1 protein-coding gene is annotated in these 506 nt (G+C 52.0%); it reads right to left on the bottom strand.

Translation table 11 applies throughout. The annotated features are described in order from the left end of the window. Nucleotides 1–506 (bottom strand): transposase (locus J4G07_22555; GenBank protein MCE2416765.1); only part of this gene is annotated, 506 nt, incomplete at both ends.

Below are 506 nucleotides of genomic sequence, written 5' to 3'. Positions count from 1 at the left end.
CCGCTGAATCCAAACTCCTGTTTGAGGTCTCGAAACGCGGTTTCGATCTGCCACCTGTGTTGATAGTATTCAACGATCTGGGGTATCTCGAGCGTCAGGTCTGTTGTAAAGACGAGGAAATACCGATACGGTTTCCAACGTTTCGGGCGTCTGCGTATCACGACGAGTCGGACATCCACGGGACACATTTTTGTGCGCACGAGGTGTGAAGTGATCTGGTAGTCTTTGTTTCCGATGGACATCCCCTGATACCGGAGTCGCTGGATGTTCAAACGGTCTCCATATTTCCGGGGACGTCCGGGTTTCGGGTGTTTCGGGGGTTTGGGTATCCGATAGAACACCGCATTGGACTTCGCCCGACACAGGAGGTGATGTCCGAAACCCAATAACATTTCAAAGACCTTTCGACGTGCGAACCCTCTATCGAAAAGGATAAGTCCGCGAGGGATCTGTGAACAGATACGCTTCAAGACAGCATCCTTTTTATCGCGGAGCGTCTGCGGGAC

The organism is Candidatus Poribacteria bacterium (assembly GCA_021295715.1).
Taxonomy (GTDB): Bacteria; Poribacteria; WGA-4E; order WGA-4E; family WGA-3G; genus WGA-3G.
Note: the sequence above shows the minus strand (reverse complement) of the source record. Positions and strands in the feature narration are given on the sequence as shown.